Annotated in this window: 15 protein-coding genes; 7 read left to right on the top strand and 8 right to left on the bottom strand. The window is 67.4% G+C overall.

The annotated features are described in order from the left end of the window. The first annotated feature begins 8 nt into the window (after positions 1 to 8). Positions 9 to 2,087: a carboxypeptidase regulatory-like domain-containing protein gene (locus tag AC3WQR_RS20135; protein WP_492743265.1), complete on the top strand. Its 2,079-nt coding sequence runs from the start codon at positions 9 to 11 to the stop codon at positions 2,085 to 2,087. A gap of 80 nt (positions 2,088 to 2,167) precedes the next feature. On the opposite strand, the gene AC3WQR_RS20130 is transcribed toward AC3WQR_RS20135, so the two are convergent. Beyond that, positions 2,168 to 3,142: a tripartite tricarboxylate transporter substrate-binding protein gene (locus AC3WQR_RS20130; RefSeq protein WP_492743263.1), complete on the bottom strand. Its 975-nt coding sequence runs from the start codon at positions 3,140 to 3,142 to the stop codon at positions 2,168 to 2,170. 204 nt (positions 3,143 to 3,346) lie between these two features. Between AC3WQR_RS20130 and AC3WQR_RS20125 the strand changes: the two genes are divergently transcribed. After that, a complete protein-coding gene (locus AC3WQR_RS20125) occupies positions 3,347 to 4,531 on the top strand; it encodes a M48 family metalloprotease (RefSeq protein WP_492743262.1) in 1,185 nt (394 codons plus the stop codon). An 11-nt stretch (positions 4,532 to 4,542) separates the two neighbouring features. Beyond that, a complete protein-coding gene (locus tag AC3WQR_RS20120) occupies positions 4,543 to 5,559 on the top strand; it encodes a hypothetical protein (protein WP_492743261.1) in 1,017 nt (338 codons plus the stop codon). Here the strand turns inward: AC3WQR_RS20120 and AC3WQR_RS20115 are convergent. The 7 genes from AC3WQR_RS20115 to AC3WQR_RS20085 form a co-directional block, all read right to left on the bottom strand. Beyond that, positions 5,550 to 6,797 carry a phenylacetate--CoA ligase family protein gene (locus tag AC3WQR_RS20115; RefSeq protein WP_492743260.1) on the bottom strand — a complete coding sequence of 416 codons (1,248 nt, stop codon included), beginning with the start codon at positions 6,795 to 6,797 and terminating at the stop codon, positions 5,550 to 5,552. The genes AC3WQR_RS20120 and AC3WQR_RS20115 overlap by 10 nt on opposite strands. Positions 6,798 to 6,945: 148 nt before the next feature. Beyond that, positions 6,946 to 7,758 (bottom strand): ABC transporter ATP-binding protein, encoded by an 813-nt coding sequence (locus AC3WQR_RS20110; protein ID WP_492683399.1) that lies wholly within the window; start codon positions 7,756 to 7,758, stop codon positions 6,946 to 6,948. A 169-nt stretch (positions 7,759 to 7,927) separates the two neighbouring features. Further along, a complete protein-coding gene (locus AC3WQR_RS20105; RefSeq protein ID WP_062473894.1) occupies positions 7,928 to 9,259 on the bottom strand; it encodes an ABC transporter substrate-binding protein in 1,332 nt (443 codons plus the stop codon). Positions 9,260 to 9,320: 61 nt separating this feature from the next. After that, the gene (locus AC3WQR_RS20100; protein ID WP_062473892.1) at positions 9,321 to 10,385 is read right to left on the bottom strand and encodes a branched-chain amino acid ABC transporter permease; all 1,065 of its coding nucleotides are present in this window, start codon (positions 10,383 to 10,385) and stop codon (positions 9,321 to 9,323) included. Between the two features lies 1 nt (position 10,386). Further along, a complete protein-coding gene (locus tag AC3WQR_RS20095; RefSeq protein ID WP_070062998.1) occupies positions 10,387 to 11,316 on the bottom strand; it encodes a branched-chain amino acid ABC transporter permease in 930 nt (309 codons plus the stop codon). Between the two features lie 2 nt (positions 11,317 to 11,318). Next, on the bottom strand, positions 11,319 to 12,104 hold the full coding sequence (locus tag AC3WQR_RS20090; protein ID WP_062473888.1) for an ABC transporter ATP-binding protein: 786 nt from the start codon (positions 12,102 to 12,104) through the stop codon (positions 11,319 to 11,321). Further along, the gene (locus tag AC3WQR_RS20085; RefSeq protein ID WP_492743259.1) at positions 12,101 to 14,065 is read right to left on the bottom strand and encodes an AMP-dependent synthetase/ligase; all 1,965 of its coding nucleotides are present in this window, start codon (positions 14,063 to 14,065) and stop codon (positions 12,101 to 12,103) included. The genes AC3WQR_RS20090 and AC3WQR_RS20085 overlap by 4 nt, the downstream gene beginning before the upstream one ends. Before the next feature lie 84 nt (positions 14,066 to 14,149). Here AC3WQR_RS20085 and AC3WQR_RS20080 point away from each other — a divergent pair, with 84 nt between their 5' ends. From AC3WQR_RS20080 to AC3WQR_RS20065, 4 genes are read left to right on the top strand one after another with little or no spacing between them, the layout of a single operon-like run. Next, positions 14,150 to 14,914, top strand: coding sequence for a Crp/Fnr family transcriptional regulator (locus AC3WQR_RS20080; protein ID WP_062473884.1), 765 nt, complete (start codon positions 14,150 to 14,152; stop codon positions 14,912 to 14,914). Between the two features lie 11 nt (positions 14,915 to 14,925). Then, positions 14,926 to 15,405, top strand: a complete 480-nt coding sequence (locus AC3WQR_RS20075) for a hypothetical protein (protein WP_062473882.1) — start codon at positions 14,926 to 14,928, stop codon at positions 15,403 to 15,405. Positions 15,406 to 15,463: 58 nt separating this feature from the next. Further along, positions 15,464 to 16,237, top strand: a complete 774-nt coding sequence (locus AC3WQR_RS20070; RefSeq protein WP_487847490.1) for an SDR family NAD(P)-dependent oxidoreductase — start codon at positions 15,464 to 15,466, stop codon at positions 16,235 to 16,237. A gap of 16 nt (positions 16,238 to 16,253) precedes the next feature. Then, the gene (locus tag AC3WQR_RS20065) at positions 16,254 to 16,511 is read left to right on the top strand and encodes a hypothetical protein (protein WP_062473877.1); all 258 of its coding nucleotides are present in this window, start codon (positions 16,254 to 16,256) and stop codon (positions 16,509 to 16,511) included. The last annotated feature ends 41 nt before the right edge of the window (positions 16,512 to 16,552 follow it).

Here is a 16,552-nt window from a genome sequence, read left to right as displayed (position 1 = left end):
TTGCCACCCTGTTGATCCTCGGCGCCTGCGGCGGCGGTGGGGGTGGCGGAGGCGGCGGTGGCTTTGCATTCCCCGTCGGTACGGGCGGCAACGGCGGCACGCCGCCCGCCGCCGAGTCGCCCGGCACGCTGAGCGGCACCGTGGCCACCGGCGCGGCCTTTGCCGGCGCCGCGCTCACCGTGTTCGACCAGACCGGCGCCAAGGTCTGCGAAGTGACCGTGCCGGCCGAAGGCACCTACAGCTGCGTGCTGCCCGCGGGCACCAAGGCGCCGTTGGTGATCCAGGCCGTGCGCGACGACCTCACGCTCTACAGCACCACCGCCAGCACCGCCACCGGCACCACCAACGTCACGCCGCTGACCACCGTGGTGGTGGCGCAGCTGTCGCCCAACGGCGATCCGTCGAAGCTCGCCGCCGCGGTGCAGGCCGACGCCGGCGCCGTCACACCGGGCGCCATCAGCGATCAGGTGGCGAAGCTCGTGGCCGCGCTCAAGCCGCTGCTGGACGCGCTCAACACCAGCATCGACCCGATGAGCGGCACCTTCCAGGCCAACGGCACGGGCCAGGACCGCGTGCTCGACACGCTGAACGTCTCGGTGCGTCCCGACGGCACCGCCGCCAACATCGAGATCACCGTCAAGGCGCAGCCCGCGAGCGAAGAGAGCGCGCCGGTGTCCATCGTGTTTCGCACCGGCGAGAGCAGCATCGCGCCGCTGCCCGCGGTCGATGCCGCGGCCCTCGTGCAGCCGCCCACGCCGGCGATGGTCAAGGACCTGCTGGACCGCCTCAACGCCTGCTACGCGCTGCCGCTGAACGAGCGCGTGGGCAGCACCATCGGCTCCGACGGCAATGCCTTCGGCGAAGCCGCCGACGTGGTCGCGCCGGCCTGCCGCACGCTGTTCGTGGGCGACGACCCGGCCAGCTTCGTCGCGGCCGGCCTGCACATCGGCCGCGCGTCGAGCGGCCCGCGCCGGCCTTTCGAAAGCCTGTTCCGCTTCGGCCCCACGAACCTGAAGCACGACCGCGGCAACTTCGAATACTTCCACCCGGGCGGCGACATCGCGCTCACCTACCGCTGGACCGACAGCGTGGGCAACACCGACAACGACGTGTTCAACGCCAGGATCGTGAATGGCGCGCTCAAGCTCACCGGCAACAGCAACGCCTATCGCGCCGCCGTGCGTCCGCAGCAGGAGCTGAAGGACTTCCTCAAGCACGCGAACCTGAAGTACCACGCCGCGGGCTACAACGTGTCGGTGGACAACGTGCTCGACGGCAACGGCGACTCGATCTTCACGAAGGTGGTGGCCACCTCGTCCGCGCTGCCGGGCCGTGAGCTGGTCCTCGTGCCCCGGCCCGGGCTGACCACCCTGGTGCTCACCACCGACGGCACCGCCAACGGCGCGCTGAACTCCTCGCTGTGGCGCATGGCCGCGCGCTACGTGGACCCGGCGCAAGGCGGCAACCCGAGCAGCGTCGAGTCCGGCAATCTCTTCGCAGCGCCGCAGTTCGACGACGCGCAACTGAGCGCCATTCCCGACCAGGCGGTCTGGAAGCTCGAGTTCTACCTGGCGGCCGGTGGGACCAACCCGGTGCAGTACGTGCGCACCTTCTCGCGCGCGCCGACCCTTGCCGAGGCCGTGCAACTGCCGACCGTGGAAATGACGCCCGCCCTGCGCGCCGAGCTGATGCAGGAAATCGACGGTGTTCCGCGCGGCATCGTGTTCGGCGCGCCGGTGCCGTCCGACCCCACCGCCAACAACATCGACTTCAGCGCCGAGGGCAACCAGGACGGCTGGGCCGTGCCCAGCGGCGCCTACGCGCCGACCACCTTCCTGGTGGCGGGCCGTGGGCCCAACAACAACCGCTTCACCGACTCGATCACCGTGCGCACCTCGGCGCGCAAGGCCGTCATCTACTGCCAGCCGGTGAACTCGCCGAGCGACAACCACTGCGTGAGCGTCGGCAACAACGCGTACCAATACGCGCAGGGCTCGTCGGTCAGCAGCTTCATCTTCACGGCACGCACCGCGCGCCAGGTCGATGTGCGCAAGAACTTCGAGGCGTGGACCTACTCGCCTCCCTGATTCTTTTCCTGCTGTCACCGCATGAAAAAAGCCGCCGGCCCTTTCGGGTCGGCGGCTTTTTCGATGGGAGATCGAAAGGATCAGTCCGCGTACACGCCGGCGGCCTTGATGATCGGGCCCCACTTGGCGATTTCAGCCGCGACGAACTTCTTGTGTTCGGCCGGCTCGACGCGCTTGTCGGTGGTGATCACGGCGCCCAGGCCTTCCTGGCGCTTGATGAAGGCCGGGTCCTTCATGGCGGCCTTGATGGCCTCGTTGACCTTCTTCAGCACCGGTGCGGGCGTGCCCTTGGGGGCGTACACGCCGTGCCAGATCGACACTTCGAAGCCCTTCAGGCCCGACTCGTCGAGCGTGGGCAGGTCTTTCAGCGCGGGCGTGCTCAGGCGCTTGCTGGTGGTCACGGCGTAGGCCTTGACCTTCTTGGCCTCGATCTGCGACGTGGTGTTGGTGGTCTGGTCGCACAGCAGGTCGATCTGGCCGCCCAGCAGGTCGGCGATGGCCGGCGCGGTGCCCTTGTACGGCACGGGCGTCATCTCGATCTTCAGCGCGCTCTGGAACAGCAGGCCGCACAGGTGCGAGGCGGCGCCCAGGCCGGCGTTGCCCAGGTTGATCTTGCCCTTGTTGGCATTGATCCAGGTCGTCAGTTCCTTGTAGTTGTTGGCGGGCAGGCCGGGCTTGCCGATGAGCGTCATCGGCACTTCATTGACCATGCCGAGGTATTCGAAGTCGTTCTCGACGTTGAACGGCAGCTTGCGGTACAGCGCCGGCATCGTCGACATGCCGATGTGGTTCAGCAGCAGCGTGTAGCCGTCGGGGTTGGCGCGCGCCACCTTGGCGGTGCCGATCGAGCTGCCGGCGCCGGCGGTGTTGTCCACGATGATCGTCGTGCCCAGCGTCTTCTGCAGCGATTCGGCCAGGTCGCGGGCCACGCGGTCGGTCGGGCCGCCGGCCGAGAAAGGCACCACCAGCGTCACGGGCTTGCCTGCGGGGAAATCCTGGGCGTGTGCGCCGACGGCGGCCGCGGCAATCGCCGCGAGGGCAAACAGTTTCTTCATGATGTCTCCGACGGAGTTTTTAAATGGAAAGGGTCGCGATCTTATCGGCTGACCGGGGGCTGACCCATACCGAATAGCCCTTAGGAATGTCACCGTTTTCGCCCCATGCTGGGGCATGATCACGCCCGTCCCGCGCACCCGCGCCGGGGTGACCACAACCACAAACAGGCCAGCCCGACGGGCGGCATCGAGGAGAAGAAACCAATGGATCCCTGGGTCTATCCGCGCGAGCGCTGGCTCGGCAAACTCACGCTCGTTCTGGGCCTGCTGGCCTGGGCGCTGATCGTCGTCGGCACGCTGGGCATTGCGCTGCTGTACGTGCTGCTGGGCTTCATCGGCTACGTGTTCGCGCAGTCGGCGGTCATCGCCTGGATCAAGGGCACGGGCGTGAAGCTGTCGCCCCAGCAGCTGCCCGAGCTGCACGCGCGCTTTGTCGACTGCTGCACCCGCCTGGGCATCGCGCAGCCGCCCGAGGCCTACCTGCTGCACGGCGACGGCATGTTCAACGCCTTCGCCACGCGCTTTTTCGGCCGCAACTTCGTGGTGCTGCTGTCCGACGTGGTCGACGCCATGGAGGCGCAGCCCGACGGCATCCACTTCTACATGGGCCACGAGCTGGGCCACATCCGCCGCGGCCACCTCACGGGCCACATCTGGCGCGCGCCCGTGCTCTGGCTGCCGCTGTTGGGTGCGGCCTATGCGCGCGCCAAGGAATACACCTGCGACCTGCACGGCGCCGCCTGCTGCCGCGAGGTCGACTCCGCACCGCGCGCGCTGGTCGCGCTGGCCGCCGGCGCGCAGCAGTGGCGCAACGTGAACCTGCAGCGCTACGCCGCCCAGTCGAGCGGCAACCGCGGCTTCTGGGGCTCGTTCCACGAACTCATCGGCGGCTACCCCTGGCTCACCAAGCGCGTCGCCCGCGCCATCGACCCGGGCGCCAAGCTGCCCGAGCGCAACCCGGTGGCCTACTTGCTCGCGCTCTTCGTGCCGTATGCCGGCCGAGCCGGCGGCGGCGCGGCGGGTGTGCTGATCGTGGTGGCTGTCATCGGCGTCATGGCGGCTGCAGCCATCCCCGCCTACCAGGAGTACCAGACCCGCGCCGTCGTCGCGCAGGCCTGGTCCGAGGGCGCGCCGGTGCGCAACGCGCTCACGCGCCACTATGAAGAAAAGGCCGAGATCCCCGACACCCTGGCCGCCGTCGGCCAGCCGGAGAACCTGCCCAACGGCGCGACCCTCACGCTCGACCCCGACAGCATGGTGGTGGAGGTGGCCACGCCCAAGGGCACGCTGCGCATGGAGCCGTCGTCGACGGACCGGGGCATCGCGTGGCATTGCAGCGCGGGCGAGGGGTTGAAGGACAAGGCGTTGCCGGCCAGCTGCAAGAAGTAAGTGGCCGTCCGTTGGCTTCGATGACGTCTTCCGCTTCACTCGCGAATGCGTGGCACTTGCCGCGCGACTTCGCGCTCATCACCCTGGCCGTCGAAGTCGCGTTGGTGTTGTTCCACTTCGGCAAGCAGCTGTGGCCCGGCATGCCGGACAGCCAGCAGATGCTTGCCAGCTATGCCCAGCCGGACGTGTGGGTTCCCATGATGGCCAACCTCTCGATGGCCTGGGTGCTGGCGGCGGCGCTGGCCTGGAGCCATGCCCGCCAGGCACTGGAGGTGCGCGGCGCCGCGAGCGTGGCGCAACTGCCCGGCCCGCACCTGCGTTATGCCGCGGTTTATCTCATCGCGCTGCTGCTGAACCACTACGCGTTGGGCCCGCTTCTCTACAGACTGCAGCAGATGCTCTTCTCGGGGAGCTGGCTTCAGGCGGTCTTCGGTGGCTTCACGGTGACTTCGACGGCAGTCGTGTACGAAGCGGTGCAACTGGTCGTGCTCGTGTCGAGCGTGTGGCTTGCGGCCTGGGTGGCGCTGCGAGCACCGGCTGCGGCGCCGTCCGGCGACCGCGAGGTGGCAGATGCGGTGCAGGCGGGTGTGTCGCCACGCCGCGCGGTGGCAACGCTGGTCGCTGTCGTGTTCGCGTCGCTGCAGGCGCGCTGCATGATGGCTGCCAACATCGGGACGGCGATCGTCGATCCGTCGAACGGCGTCGCGCTCCTGCTGTTCTGGGGCGGCCCGCCCGTGGTGATTTTCGCGCTGTCGTACTGGGGCGGATGGCTCGGCACCGCGACCGGCCTGACGCAGGTCCGGCCCTTCCGGGCCGTGGCGGCGTCGGTGCTGGCCTTGGTGGGGGTGTTTGCGAGCTGCGTCGTCGTCTTCGTCGTGGGGCTGCCACTGATGGTGACGTCGTCATCCGGCTTTTCCGGCGCCGTCGGCTTGATCATGCTGCTGGCCGCGCTCGTGCCGCTCTACCCCTTGCTGACCGTGCTCCTCACGCGCTTCATCACGCGCCGCCTGTACCGCCCCTACTTGTAGCTGCGCGCGTCCTCGATCACCTTGCCGTCGTTCGGCAGGGTGCCCGGCGCCACCAGCTCGATGGTGCCGCGCAGCTTGGTCACTTCGCGCACCGCATCGGCGATGCGTACGTCGAGCCCGGCCGGGGCGCCGGCGCATTCGAGCTTGAAGGTCATCTGGTCGTCGCCCATCTCGCCCGACACCACGAGCCGCGCGCGCACGATCTCGGGAAAGCGCCGCACGACCTCGGCGACCTGCGAGGGATGCACGAACATGCCGCGCACCTTGGTGGTCTGGTCGGCGCGGCCGAGCCAGCCCTTGATGCGCTTGTTCGTGCGGCCCGTGGGGCAGGTGCCCGCGAGCACGGCCGAGAGGTCGCCGGTGCCGAAGCGCACCAGCGGGTAGTCGGGGTTGAAGGTGGTGACGACGATCTCGCCCACCTCGCCGTCGGGCACCGGGTCGCCGGTGCCGGGGCGCACGATCTCGACCAGCACGCCCTCGTCGATCACCAGGCCCTGGCGCGCGCTGGTTTCATAAGCGATGAGGCCCAGGTCGGCGGTCGCGTAGCACTGGATGCCCTGCACGCCGTGCGCGGCGATCCAGTCGTGCAGGCTGGGCGGAAAGGCCTCGCCGGACACCAGCGCCTTGGTGAACCACGGCAGCTTCTGGCCCTTCTCTTCGGCCTTCTCCAGCAGGATCTTCAGGAAGCTCGGCGTGCCCGCGTAGCCGTCGGGCTTGAGGTCGACGATGGCTTCGAGCTGCTGCTCGGGCTGGCCCGTGCCGCCCGCGAAGATGGTGCAGCCCATGGCATGCGCGCCGCTTTCCATGATGGAGCCGGCCGGCGTCATGTGGTAGCTGAAGCTGTTGTGGATCAGCTCGCCGCTGCGAAAGCCCGCCGCATGCAGCGCCCGCGCGGTGCGCCAGTAGTCGCGTGCCTCGCCCTCGGGTTCGTAGATGGTGCCGGGGCTCGCGAAGATGCGCGGCATGCGCGGCCCGCGCACGATCGACGCAAAACCGCCGAAGGGGTCGTCGGCGCGGCGTGCCTTCTGCAGCTCGAGCAGTTCCGACTTGCGCGTGACAGGCAGCTTCGCGAGCGCTTCGCGCGAGGTGACGTCGGCGGGCTTCACGCCGTCGAGGATCTTCGTGAAGGCGGACGTTGCAGTCTGTGCCTGGGTGATCTGCCGGGGTAGCGCGGCCAGCAGGTCACGTTCGCGTTCGGCGGGGTCGCGGATCTCGAGCTTGTCGTAGTGGTCGGTCATGTCCGTACCCTTCATCTTTCTGTTCTGTTCAAGGCGCTCAACTGACTCATTCGGGAATACCGCGGAACCGGCTTTGCCGGGCCGCTGGTATTGCCCCCGGCGAGGGGGTTGGCGAAGCGACACGAAGTGCGCGAAGACTGGGGGAGCGTCAAGCCAACCAGCGCTTGCGGCGCTTGTAGCTCTTCACGTCACGGAAGCTCTTGCGGTCCGCACCGCCCACGCCGAGGTAGAACTCTTTCACGTCCTCGTTCTCGCGCAGGCTCTTGGCCTCGCCGTCCATCACGATGCGGCCGTTCTCCAGGATGTAGCCGTAGTCGGCGTAGCGCAGCGCCATGTTGGTGTTCTGCTCGGCCAGCAGGAAGGTCACTTTTTCCTTGGTGTTCAGGTCTTTCACGATCTCGAACACCTCTTCCACGATCTGCGGCGCCAGGCCCATCGAGGGCTCGTCCAGCAGCACCATCGTCGGGTTGGCCATCAGCGCGCGGCCGATGGCGCACATCTGCTGCTCGCCGCCCGAGGTGTAGGCCGCCTGCGAGGTGCGGCGCGTCTTCAGGCGCGGGAAATACGCGTAGACCTTCTCCAGCGTCTCCTGCACCGCGGCCTTGCCGTCGGTGCGCGTGTAGGCGCCGGTCATCAGGTTCTCTTCGATGGTCAGGTGGGCGAAGCAGTGGCGGCCTTCCATCACCTGGATCAGCCCGCGCTTGACCAGCTCGGCCGGCGACAGCGCCTCGATGCGCTCGCCGCGCAGCTCGATGGTGCCCTTGGTCACGGCGCCGCGTTCACCCGCGAGCAGGTTGCTCACGGCGCGCAGCGTGGTCGTCTTGCCGGCGCCGTTGCCGCCGAGCAGCGCGACGATGCCGCTTTCGGGCACGGTCAGCGACACGCCCTTGAGCACGAGGATCACGTGGTTGTAGATGACCTCGATGCCGTTGACGTTGAGAAGGATCTTGGGTTCGCTCATGGTGTGGTCCGAAGCATTCGAAAGAACAACGACGCTGTTCTTTCAGATACCCGCTTGACCCACCGCCCTTCGGGGAACACCGCGGAACCGGCTTTGCCGGGCCGCTGGTGTTGCCCCCTGCAAGGGGGTGGGAGAAGCGACACGAAGTGCGCGCAGCCTGGGGGTTAGCTCAAGACTGGCAGTCCGCGGCTTCGCGGCGGGTGAGCTTCTTCTCGCCGGCGTACTTGTCGGCGGCCGCCTTCACCATCGGCTTGATGATCTGGCTGTCGGCCTCGTACCAGTCGGACATGCCGCCCCACTTGGCGCCGTCCCAGGTGTGCACGCGCGCCCAGGTCGAGCCCATGTGGTCCTGGCACGAGGTGCTCACCGGACGCATCACGCCCGAGAAGCCCAATGCGTCCAGCTTCTTCTGGTCGAGCGCGAGGTTTTCCATGCCCCAGCGCACCTGCTCGCCGGTCATGACCTTGCCCTTGCCGAAGCGCTCCTGCGCACGACGCACGGCCTCGATGGTCAGCATCTGGATGATCACGCCGCGCGTGTAGAGCACCGAGCCCACTTCGTCCTTCGGACCCGTGCCCTGGCCCTTGTCGTGCACCTGCTTCAGGATGTCCTGGATCACCTTGGGCTGCGTGCCCGAGGTGTTCAGCGCCAGCGCGTTGTAGCCCTTGGCGTTGGCGCCCACGTCCTTCACGTCGGGTTCGGCACCGGCCCACCACACGCCGTACATCTTCTCGCGCGGGTAGCCCGTGGCCACGGCTTCCTTCAGGGCGGTGGAGTTCATCACGCCCCAGCCCCACAGCAGCACGAAGTCAGGACGCGACTGGCGCACCTGCAGCCAGGCCGACTTCTGTTCCACGCCCGGTGCGGTCACGGGAATGAGCGACAACTCGAAGCCGTTCTGCTTGGCGCGCTCCTGCAGCAGCGGGATCGGCTCCTTGCCGAACGGCGAGTCGTGGTACACGAGGGCGATCTTCTTGCCCTTGAGCTTGTCCATGCCGCCTTCTTTTTTGCCGATGTGCTGGATCAGGATGTCGGCCGCGGTCCAGTAGGAGCCCATGAGCGGGAAGTTCCACTTGAACACGCCGCCGTCCTGCGAGGCCGACAGGCCGTAGCCCAGCGTGATGAGCGGGATCTTGTCGGTGGGCACCTTGTCGGTCAGCGCGAAGGTGATGCCGGTGGCCTGCGGGTCGAACAGCGTCACGCCCGGGCGGCCCTTCAGACGCTCGTAGCATTCCACGCCCTTGTCGGTGGCGTAGCCGGTTTCGCATTCCTCGTACGTGATCTTCACGCCGTTGATGCCGCCGGTGGCGTTGATGTACTTGATGTAGTCCTGCTTGCCGTTGGCCCAGGGCGTGCCGTTGGGCGCGTAGGGGCCGGTGCGGTACACCAGCAGCGGGAAGAACTGTTCCTTGGCCTGGGCCTGCGCGAGCGAAGGCGCGAAGGCCGCGCCGAGGGTGCTGGCCACCAGGGCGGCGGTCAGAGCGAGCGATTTCAGTGTCATGCCTGTCTCCTTTTGTGGGCACCTCGGTGCCGGGTTTTTACGAACGAACAACAAGAACCTGTCAGTGCGGGAAGGGCCACAGCCGCAGCTTTTCCTTGGCCGTGGACCACAGCCGCGCCAGGCCGTGCGGCTCCACGATCAGGAAGAACACGATCAGCGCGCCGAAGATCATGGTCTCCAGGTGCGAGGCCAGTGCGGTCGAGATCGAGAAGCCCAGCCACCCCGGCAGCTGGTTCAGGAAGAGCGGCAGCAGCACGATGAAGGCGGCGCCGAAGAAGCTGCCCATGATCGAGCCGAGCCCGCCGATGATCACCATGAACAGCAGCTGGAACGAGCGGTCGATGCTGAACGCCGCCGGCTCCCATGCACCCAGGTGAATGAAGCCCCACAGCGCGCCGGCCACGCCGACGATGAAGCTGCTCACCGCAAAGGCCGTGAGCTTGGCGTACACCGGGCGGATGCCGATCACCGCGGCGGCCACGTCCATGTCGCGCATCGCCATCCATTCGCGGCCGATGGCGCTGCGCACCAGGTTCTTGGCCAGCAGTGCGAACACCACCACGAAGATCAGGCAGAACAAATACTTCTGCACCGGCGACTCGATCGGCACGCCGAACACGTTCAGCCCCGCCACGCTCACCGAACCCGAGGACGAGTTGTTGGTGAACCACTGGATGCGCAGGAACGCCCAGTCGGTGAAGAACTGCGCGGCCAGCGTGGCCACCGCCAGGTACAGGCCCTTGATGCGCAGGCTCGGAATGCCGAACAGCACGCCGATCACCGTGGCGCACAGCCCGCCCAGCAGCAGCGAGGCGATGAGCGGCATGCCGTCGATGCGCACCTGGAAGTTGTAGGCCGCGTACGCGCCCACCGCCATGAAAGCGCCGGTGCCCAGCGAGATCTGGCCGCAGTAGCCGACCAGGATGTTCAGGCCCAGCGCCGCCAGCGACAGGATCAGAAAGGGCGTGAGGATGGCGCGCATCCAGTAGTCGGAGACGCCCATCGGCACCACGACGAATGCCACGAGCAGCAGCACCAGGATCGCCAGGCGGTCCTGCGCGATCGGGAAGATCTGTTGGTCGGCGCGGTAGCTCGACTTGAACTGGCCGTTTTCTCTGTAGAACATGTCAGACCCGATCGATGATCTTTTCGCCGAACAACCCTTGGGGCCGAACCAGCAGGAAGACCAGTGCAAGAACATAGGCAAACCAGATCTCGATGCCGCCACCGAGCATGGGGCCGAGATAGATTTCAGACAGCTTCTCGCCGACACCGATCAGCAGGCCGCCGATGATGGCGCCGGGGATCGAGGTCAGCCCGCCGAGGATCACCACCGGCAGCGCCTTCAGCGCCACCAGCGAGAGCGAGAACTGCACGCCGAGCTTGGAGCCCCAGATGATCCCGGCCACCAGCGCCGAGAAACCGGCCACCGACCACACGATCACCCAGATGCGCGACAGCGGAATGCCGATCGATTGCGCGGCCTGGTGGTCGTCGGCCACCGCGCGCAGCGCCCGGCCCGTGGCGGTCTTCTGGAAGAAGATCGCCAGCACCACCACCAGCGCGGCGGACACCAGCGCGGCGATCAGGTCTTCCTGGCTCAGCAGCAGGCCGCCCTGGAAGGTGCCTTCGAGCACCATCAGCGGTTCCTTGGGCATGCCCACGTCGATCTTGTAGATGTCGTTGCCGAAGATCGTCTGGCCCACGCCGTCGAGAAAATAGGCGATGCCCAGCGTGGCCATCAGGAGCGTGATGCCTTCCTGGTTCACCAGCTTGCTCAGCGCCAGCCGTTCGATGAGCCAGGCCACCACGATCATCACCGCCATGGCCGCGATGAAGGCCAGGATGTTCGCGAGGATCTGGCTCTGGAAGCCGAACCACTGCGGGAACCACTCGGCGAAGCGCGCCATGGCCAGCGCCGCGAACAGCACCATCGCGCCCTGCGCGAAGTTGAAGACGCCCGAGGCCTTGTAGATCAGCACGAAGCCGATCGCGATCAGCGAATACAGCATGCCGACCATGAGGCCGCCGAAAAGGGTTTCGAGGAAAAATCCCATGGTCAATGCTCCACGCCGAGGTACGCCCGGATCACGTCTTCGTTGTTCCGAACTTCATCCGGCGTGCCGTCGCCGATCTTCTTGCCGTAGTCCAGCACCACCACGCGGTCGGAGATGTCCATCACCACGCCCATGTCGTGCTCGATGAGCACGATGGTCGCGCCGAACTCGTCGTTCACGTCGAGGATGAAGCGGCTCATGTCCTGCTTCTCTTCCACGTTCATGCCGGCCATGGGTTCGTCCAGCAGCAGCACCTGCGGCTCCATCGCGAGCGCGCGGCCGAGGTCCACGCGCTTTTGCAGGCCGTAGGGCAGGCGGCCCACCGGCGTCTTGCGGTGCGCCTGGATTTCCAGGAAGTCGATGATGTGCTCGACGAACTCGCGGTGCTGCAGCTCCTCGCGTTCGGCCGGGCCCCAGCGCAGCGCCTGTGCGAACAGGCCGCTCTTCATCTTGAGGTTGCGCCCGGTCATGATGTTGTCGAGCACGCTCATGCCCTTGAACAGCGCCAGGTTCTGGAAGGTGCGCGCCACGCCCATCTCGGCCACCTGGCGCGAGTTCATGTGCTTGAAGGTCTGGCCGCGGAAGGTGATGGAGCCCTGCTGCGGCCAGTACACGCCGTTGATGCAGTTCAGCATCGAGCTCTTGCCCGCGCCGTTGGGGCCGATGATGGCCCGCACCTCGTGCTCGCGCACGTTGAAGCTGATGTCGGTCAGCGCCTTCACGCCGCCGAAGCTCAGGCTGATGTTCTGGACGTCGAGGATGACGTCGCCAATTTTCCGATTGCTCATGCGGCGGCCTTCACGATGGGGAAGGTCTTGGCGTCGTTGATCTTCAGCGTGGCGCTGACAACCCCCGTGCGTCCGTCCTCGAACTTGACCTGGGTCTCGATGTACTGCGCGGTCTTGCCGCCGTACAGCGCGTCGACCAGCACGGCGTATTTCTCGGCGATGAAGCCGCGGCGCACCTTGCGCGTGCGGGTCAGTTCGTCGTCGTCGGGGTCGAGCTCCTTGTGCAGCACGAGGAAGCGCGCGATCTGCGTCTCGCCCATGCCGTCCTCGGCCGCGAGGTCGGCATTGACCTTGGCGATGCACTCGGCCACCAGCGTCAGCACCTCGGGCTTGCCGGCCAGGTCCACATAGCCGCCGTAGGCCAGGCCGCGGCGCTCGGCCCAGTTGCCGACGGCCTCGAAGTCGATGTTGACGAAGGCGCAGACCTCGTCGCGGCCGTTGCCGAAGCACACGGCTTCCTTGATCTGCGGGAAGAACTTGAGCTTGTTCTCGATGTAGTTGGGCGCAAAGATCGCGCCGCCCACGAGCCGGCCCACGTCCTTGGCGCGGTCGATGATGCGCAGGTGGCCTTCGCTGTCGAGCACGCCGGCGTCGCCGGTGTGGAAGTAGCCGTTGGCATCGAGCACCTCGGCGGTGGCGTCGGGGCGCTTGTAGTACTCCTTGAGCACCGACACGCCGCGCACCAGCACTTCGCCGTCTTCCGCAATCTTCAGTTCGATGCCCGGCGCCGCCGTGCCCACGGTCTGCAGCTTGACCTTGCCGTCCTGCTGCAGGCACACGTAGGCGCATGTCTCGGTCTGGCCGTAGAACTGCTTGAGGTTCACGCCGATGGAGCGGTAGAAGCGGAACAGGTCGGGCCCGATGGCCGCGCCGGCCGTGTAGGCCACGCGGATGCGGCTCATGCCCAGCACGTTGCGCAGCGGGCCGTAGATGAGCAGGTTGCCCAGGCTGTACATGAAGCGGTCGCCGGTGCTCACCGGTGCGCCGTTCAGGATGTCGGCGCCCACGCGCTGCGCCAGCGCCATGAACTTCGCATACAGCCAGCGCTTGGGCGCGGCCGCGTCTTCCATGCGGATCGACACGGCCGTGAGCAGGCCTTCGAAGGTGCGCGGCGGGCCGAAGTAGTAGCTCGGGCCGATCTCGCGCATGTCGTTCATCACCGTCTCGGCCGACTCGGGGCAGTTGAGCGTGAAGCCGCCCACCAGCCACTGCGCCACCGAGAACAGGTGGTCGCCCACCCACGCCATCGGCAGGTAGCTCATGATGTTGTCGCCGGGGCCGAGCTTGTCGGTCTCGACGCCGCCGCGCCCTGCCGCGATGAAGCTGGCGTGCGTCTGGCACACGCCCTTGGGGCGGCCGGTGGTGCCCGAGGTGTAGAGGATCACGCCGACGTCGGACGCCTCGCCGCTGGCCACGGCGCGGTCGTAGTAGCCGGCGTTGGCCTTGTCGAAGGCCCGGCCCAGCTCGCGCAGCTGCTCGTAGCTCATGAGCCCCGGCTGCTCGTAGTGGCGCAGGCCCTTGGGGTCGTCGTAGATGATGTGGCGGATGCCCTGCTGCTGGCCCTCCTGGCCTTGCTGCAGCTCGCGGCACTCGAGCAGCTTGTCGACCTGCTCCTGGTCTTCGACGATCACGAACTCGATGCTCGCGTCGTTCAGCATGAAGACCATCTCGCTCGCGACCGCGTCCTGGTACAGCGGCACGGGCACGCCGCGCAGGCTTTGCGCGGCGAGCACGGCCATGTACAGGTGCGGCCGGTTGGCACCGACGATCGCAAGGTTGTCGAAGGCCTTGAAGCCAAGGCTTGCCAGACCGCAGGCCATCTCGCGCACTTCCTGCGCCACGGCGTTCCAGGTCCAGGTTTGCCAGATGCCAAGGTCTTTTTCGCGCACGGCGGGAGCCTCGGGACGGGCCTCGGCATGCGCGAGCAGCAGACGGGGGAAGGTGGGGGCGGTGGTTTGCACAGTGGCCGGATCGTAGGTCCCACTTTGACGCCCGGTTGTCGTTCCAACGACAATCCTAGGGACACTACTCCCCGGAGTTTCCCGATGCCTCCTGGCAACCTCAACCCACAGAACGTGCTCGGCGGTTCCATCAAGGACCGCGTGCGCCCCGCCAATGCGGCCGAGCTCGACGGTATTCCGTGGCTGCCCACGCTCACGCCCGCCGAGCGCCGCCGCGCCGAGGCCACGCTCGTGGTCGGCGAGGCCGAGCCCGGCGACCTGGTGTGCCGCGTCGGGCGTTCTCCCACCTACTGGTTCGGCGTGGTCGAGGGGTTGCTGAAGATGAGCAACGACAACGCCGACGGCGGCTCGGTCACCTACACCGGCGTGCCGCCCGGCGGCTGGTTCGGCGAGGGCACGGTGATGAAGCGCGAGCCCTACCGCTACAACATCCAGGCGCTGCGCCGCAGCCTCGTGGCGGGGCTGCCGATCGAGAGCTTCCACTGGCTGCTGGACCACTCCATCGGCTTCAACCGCTTCGTGATGAACCAGCTCAACGAGCGGCTGGGCCAGTTCATCGCGGCGCTGGAGATCGACCGCCTCAACAACCCCGACGCGCGCGTGGCGCGCAACCTCGTGTCGCTGTTCAACCCGGTGCTGTACCCCGGCGTGGGCGAGGTCTTGCGCATCACGCAGCAGGAGCTGGCGTACCTTGTCGGCCTGTCGCGCCAGCGCGTGAACGAGGCGCTCAATGCGCTGTCGGCGCAGGGGCTGATCCGCGTGGAGTACGGTGGCCTGCGCGTGCTCGACCTGCCGGGCCTGCGCGCCACCGCGATGTCCAGCCGCAAGAACAACAGCACCTCGAACTGAAAGATAAAAACATGGCCCTCTCCGACCACCTGCAGATCGTGCCCGCCGACGCCCAGGCGAGCTTTCTTCCGCCGCAGCAGCAACAGGCCACGCAGGCCCGCAACGAGGAAGACGACGGCCCGACGCTCGAAGAAGCCATCGACCGCGCCGAGGCCTTGGGCGAACAGATCGACGCGCTCAACGAGATCCTGGCGCGACCGCTCAAGGACATCCTGGCCGACCGCGAGAAGTCGGAAGAGGCCGCGCTGGCCTGGGACCGCTTCGGCGCGATGTGGATGTTGTCGCAGCGCGCCATGCGCCGCGTCGCACTCGACCTGGCGGCGCAACTCGGCGTGAGCGAGGAAGAGGTCGTGGCGCGCGCCATGGCGAACGCCAATGCGGTGCTCAACGGCGCGGACGAGGTCGACCTCGGCGGCTCCATCGCACCGGCGCAGCTGCAGCACATCGCCCGCCACCGCAACTTCCTGCGCGCCCAGTTCCGTACCGGCTGACGCGCGCGGCCTTTCGATATCCCTTAGCCTTGCGGCCTTCTCCTGCCCCTACACAACCATGACCACCTCCGCCTCTTCCCACCTCACCGTCATCACCGGCGCCTCGCGCGGCCTGGGCCGTGCCATGGCCGAACAGCTGCTGCAGGCCGGCCATACGGTGCTCGGCATTGCGCGCAAGTCCTCGCCCGAACTCGCCGAAGCCCCCAAGGCCGGCGGCGCCGAACTGACGCAATGGGAGCAGGACCTGTCCGACCCGGTCGCCGCCGCGGCGCGCCTGTCGGACTGGCTGCGCACGCTGGACGGCCAGCGCTTCGACAGCGTCACGCTCATCAACAACGCCGGCACCGTCGGCAACCCCGCGCCGCTGTCGCGCGCCGTGCCGGCCGAGCTGGCCCAGGCGCTGCGCATCGGCCTCGAGGCGCCGATGCTGCTCACGGCCGCTTTCCTCGGCGGCACGCGCGAATGGCGCGGCGCACGCAAGGTGCTGAACATCTCGTCGGGCCTGGGCCGCAACGCCCTGGGCAGCCAGGCGCCGTACTGCGCCGCCAAGGCCGGCATGGACCATTTCTCGCGCGCCGTGGCGCTCGAAGAGGTGCATGCGCCGAACGGCGCGCGCATCGTGTCGCTGGCGCCCGGCATCATCGACACCGACATGCAGGTGCAGCTGCGCGGCGCTTCGGCCGAACAGTTCCCGGACCGCACGCGTTTCGTGAGCATGAAGGAAGAAGGCCGGCTCGACAGCCCCCAGAGCGCCGCGGCCAAGGTGCTCGCCTACCTGGCGCGCGCGGACTTCGGCAGCAACCCCGTGGCCGACGTGCGCGACCCGGCCTGAACGCGGCGACCACATCATGGCCACCGCAAAGTCCATCGACACCGTCGAATACAAGCTCTTCCCGTCGCCGAGGAACGTGCACCGCATCGTCTTCGAGCACCAGGTGTTCGTGCCGTACCCGTACGCGCTGATCGTGATGGACGAGTTCTATTTCAAGGGCCGCTACAGCCTGTTCTCGGCCTGCCGCATGAGCGACGGAAAGATGGGGCAGGTGGCGACGTTCGAGGATGCGGCGGACGTCGAGATCTTCAACGCCAAGTTCGTGCCTGATTGAGCTCGCCCCCAGGCTTCGCGCACTTCGTGTCGCTTCGCCAA

Source organism: Variovorax sp. FW305-3-2-15-B-LB1, from assembly GCF_058787635.1.
Note: the sequence above shows the minus strand (reverse complement) of the source record. Positions and strands in the feature narration are given on the sequence as shown.